At 26.6% G+C, this 4596-nt stretch carries 2 protein-coding genes and 1 pseudogene; all 3 read right to left on the reverse strand.

Annotated elements, in window-relative coordinates; genetic code table 11:
- Nucleotides 1–216, reverse strand: a pseudogene (locus tag VLM92_RS03560) (hypothetical protein); the annotation flags it as partial.
- Nucleotides 217–313: 97 nt separating this feature from the next.
- Complete coding sequence (locus VLM92_RS03565; RefSeq protein WP_325274977.1) at nucleotides 314–3403, reverse strand: glycosyltransferase; 3090 nt, start codon at nucleotides 3401–3403, stop codon at nucleotides 314–316.
- A gap of 249 nt (nucleotides 3404–3652) precedes the next feature.
- Nucleotides 3653–4465, reverse strand: a complete 813-nt coding sequence (locus tag VLM92_RS03570) for a hypothetical protein (RefSeq protein ID WP_325274978.1) — start codon at nucleotides 4463–4465, stop codon at nucleotides 3653–3655.
- Between the last annotated feature and the right edge of the window lie 131 nt (nucleotides 4466–4596).

Below are 4596 nucleotides of genomic sequence, written 5' to 3' on the forward strand. Positions count from 1 at the left end.
TCCTGGATCTCCTGTTGGTCCTGGATCTCCCGTTGGTCCTGGATCTCCCGTTGGTCCTTTAGGTCCTTCACAACAACAATAACAACAATGACAACAATCACAAGGATCACAACAATCACAAGGATCACAAGGATTACAACAATCACAAGGACTACAAGGATTACAACAATCACAAGGATTACACTGATTACACTTGTTCTTTACATATTTCTCCATTTGCATCTCCACCTATAATATATTTAGCAACTATGGTTACTATCATTATTAATATATGGTATATACTTCAGTGTTGTTACCTGTCATATCCACAACTTTATCTATTAAAGAATTGCTCATTCTTACATATATACTCATTCTTAGGATTAATTTCGTATGCCTTCTTATGATGGTATATAGCTTTTTCTATATTATTCAATTTATAATAACATACCGTAAGTTGAAGATGTGGTTTCCAAGTCCAATATTCCGGAGAAATAAATCCATAACACCCTTTCGGCATTTCTAAATTCAATATACTTTCATACCAATCTATTGCTTCTTCATATCGACATTCTTTCTCAAATGCATATGCTATCCTATAAACTGCTTCTGCTCTAGGACGTGTATATTCAAAAGTTTTATATATACTTTTTCTAGTTTCAGTATAATCACCTTTATAAAAATAGCAATCAGATATCTTACACATGGCATCTATTTTTTCTTCTATCCAAACATTCATATCTGTAAATGGCTCAAGTACTTTTATAGCCTCATCATAAAACCCATTATAATAAAGTTCTTTTCCGTAATAATAAATATCTCTTGTAGATAACGTACGCCCTTCCTTAAGTTTATTTCTATAAATTCTAAGATTTCTATCTCCTACATCATGTAGTTTTTGATGTGTTACTGCTATATCACTTTCATATACATTTCCACTAACTCCAATATACTCATGTATAAATCCAACCCACTTAAAACTATTTTTCCTTTTAACTAATCTATTTCTTCTATATCTTAATAATGGCTCTCCATTTTCGTTTAATCCCCTATGGTCTGTCATTGTAACTGTATCTATATTAGAATTTAAACTTTCTTTTAGTTTTAATAATTTAACTTGATCCTCTTTAAACAATACTTCATCTGCATCTAACCAAAATATATATTCTTTTGTGGCTTTGCTAAATGAAAAGTTTCTAGCTGCTGCAAAATCATCTATCCATTCAAAATCATATATTTTATCAGTATAATTTTTTACTATTTCTTTAGTTTTGTCAGTTGATCCTGTATCAACTATTATAATTTCATCTACTATGTCTTTTACACAATCCAAACATCTTGCTATGACATCTTCTTCATTTTTTAGTATCATACACAAACTTATAGAAATCATGTTTTTCCCCCTATCAAATAATTCCTCTATTTGTGGCATAACAACAGATTTATCAAAATCGAATTTATCTACTTCTTTTAAATTTTTTATATATAATTCTCTTAATTCTTTATTTAATATCATATTTCTAATTCCATAATATAATCCTTCTTCACTACTCCTTACCATTAATCCAAGATTATATTCAAACAAAGCTCTAGACCCACTAGTATTAGTTGCAACTATTGGCTTTTCTAGTACCATAGCTTCTATAATTACTAATGATAATGCTTCTGTATGAGATGATGAAATAAATACATCACACATTTTAATCCATGGATAAGGATTTTTTTTATATCCAATAATTTTACAGCTATCTTCTAATTTTAATTTCTTTATCAAGTTTTTTAAGTTTTGTTCTTGTGGACCACTTCCCAGTATTATTAATTCATTCTCTATTCCTTCATCTATTAGCTTTTTATGAACATTTATTAGTCTATCAAATCCCTTTTCCCAAGATAACCTACCTATAGACATTAGTGTAAATTTACTCTTTTTATATTCTATATATTCCAATGATAATTTTCGTATATTTTCTACATCTATAGGATTATAGATTACTTGTAATTTATCCTTTAGCTTATTTCCTGCAAAATCTATAAATGACTGTTTAACTCCATTAGATACACATATTATATCGTCTATTCTATTATATAAATTATTTATATACTCTGGTGAGTTTTCACCTACCATATAATTAAAATCACTATGAATCCAACTTATTTTCTTAGCTTTTGGGTTTCCAAATCTAGCAATTACCCAGGCTGTAAATACAGTTAAATAATCTATTTCTACGTCATATTTTGGTTCTATATATAAATCAAATTTACCATTTAAATAAGCTTCACTTAGTTGTGTTATAGTATCATAAACATATTTTACATTTACATTTTCATTTATATCATATAAATAACTTTGTTCTTTTGCTAAAACTATCAAATCCACATTATATTTTGAATAGTCTAGATTATCTAATACTGACATTAGAGCCTTTTCTGCTCCTCCATCGATCAAATTATACATCACAAATAAAATATTTTTCTTATTATTAGATATCAAATCTAAGCTTTTATTTTTAATTGTTAATTCATTATAATCAGTGCTAATATTATCAATTACAAAACTTTGAATTAGATTTCTTTTATCTTGATTCAAATTACAATTGTCACAAATCCTAATACCTGCATTTAAAATAAATTTTCTATAATTCATTACTGTTTGACTTGTTTCTAATTTTAGTTTATCTTTATTTTTGATATAAAATTTATAACTTTCTGTTAATATTGTTTCTATTCCTTCTACTCTTTTTTTACCTGGAGAGGATGTCATGATAGAATTCTTTCTAACTCTTCTAGCATATAATTTTTTTGGTATATACACAACTTTTTGTGCTAGTAAAAATGTCTGAAATGTGTGTAACTCATCTTCATGTATTATCCCTTCATAAAATAAAAGATTGTTGTCCATTAAAAAATCTCGTTTATAAATATTTAAACCTACGGTAGGCATATACGCTCCTCGTAGATAGTACTTATTGAAGAAATCTTCTCCGCTAATGCATTGAGATTTTATTATTTTATCTCTTTCATAATTTTCATTAAGCCCGTAGCCTCTATATTCTTTATCTTTAAACATCTTAGCATCAAAAGTTACTATATCTAAATCATTTTCTTTTGCTTTTTTATAACAAATTTCCATTGCTTCTAAATCTATATAATCATCACTATCTAAAAAGTATATATATTCTCCTTTAGCATAGCGTATTCCAATATTTCTAGTAGTAGCTACACCCATATTTTTTTCATTGCAAATCACTTTTACAAAATCATATTTTTCTTTGTATTTGTTTAATATGTATAAACTTGAATCTGTTGATTTATCATCTATAGCTATTATTTCTATCTCATCTAATGTTTGATTTATTGCACTTAATATACATTCTTCTAAATACTTTTCAACATTATATACTGGTATTATTATACTTACCTTCATAGCTACCCCCTAAAAACAACCTCTTGTTTATCTATTCTAATACCCTATATTTAGTTTATGATATAAATTATTTTAAGTTACTACTAAGATACGAAAAAAGCTAGTATATACCCCTTACCTTATGAAACACTAGGGCATAAAAATAACCTGAAATTCCAATTGAAATTTCAGGTTATTTATTGTTATTTTAAAAAAGCGTTCATCTTTGTTTAGATTGTTGTTTTTGAAATAATTCTTTAGAATCAATAATCAGCGCTTGCATATATAAAACAAGAATGAAATTGCTAAACTAATTAAACCAAATATAACCCCTAACACTAAGAAACAAGTTAAATATAAGTTATATTTTAAAAATATTGATTGTAATACTAATAAGTTTATTTTTAATACTGTACATATCAACGAAATAAACATTGCAGTTATAAATATACATATTAACCCATAACTAGAGTTTTTTAAATCTGCTTTACTTAAAGACATATGTGTACTTATAGAATACATTATGAATATAAAAATCCAAAATCTAAAATTAGTTAAATTATATATACTAAAAACCATATTAAATAACAGTTTAGAATTTTGTTTTAAAAGTAAATATATATCTTGTAGGTTATTTGTATTAATTAGATCTATGTACTCTGAAATATTTAACTTTAAAAACATCTCTGGAAGTAATAGTTTAAAGCTAATACTTATTGCTACTGTTCCAAATATCATAGGAGCTATCCCAATGAAAAAGTTGCCTATTCTTTGATATAAGCTTCTCTTATTATATCTATGCTCTACAAAACCTAGTACACCATCAATCTCGGCTGCTCTTGGCCTAAATAATTTAACTTCTACTATTTTATGTCCAAATATTAAGGCCATTAAGTAGTGACTTAATTCATGTATCGTTGTTCCTATAATACCAGTAATTAAAATACCCTTAAATCCAAATGTAGCTTGAATGTAGCTTGAATTTCTTTTCTCTATAAAATTATAAACCATACCAAACAACACAAATATGCCTATCATGGATATGGTTAATATAAAACTAGTTTTGATAGTTTCTAATATCATCGATTTACCCTTTCCTACGTTTATTTACTGTACTTATTGTACCCTATTAAGGGTGCAACTTAAACTATATTTATTTCTAATATTTATATAAATATCGAGTATAAAAAATAACCTGAGGTTTAAATCAAATC

Source organism: Romboutsia sp. (genome assembly GCF_035470145.1).
Lineage (GTDB): Bacteria > Bacillota > Clostridia > Peptostreptococcales > Peptostreptococcaceae > Romboutsia_D.

Excerpts from the sequence above, each read along its gene's own strand:
- VLM92_RS03565 (WP_325274977.1), bottom strand. The coding sequence starts at position 3,403 with ATGAAGGTAAGTATAATAATACCAGTATATAATGTTGAAAAGTATTTA.
- VLM92_RS03570 (WP_325274978.1), bottom strand. The coding sequence starts at position 4,465 with ATGATATTAGAAACTATCAAAACTAGTTTTATATTAACCATATCCATG.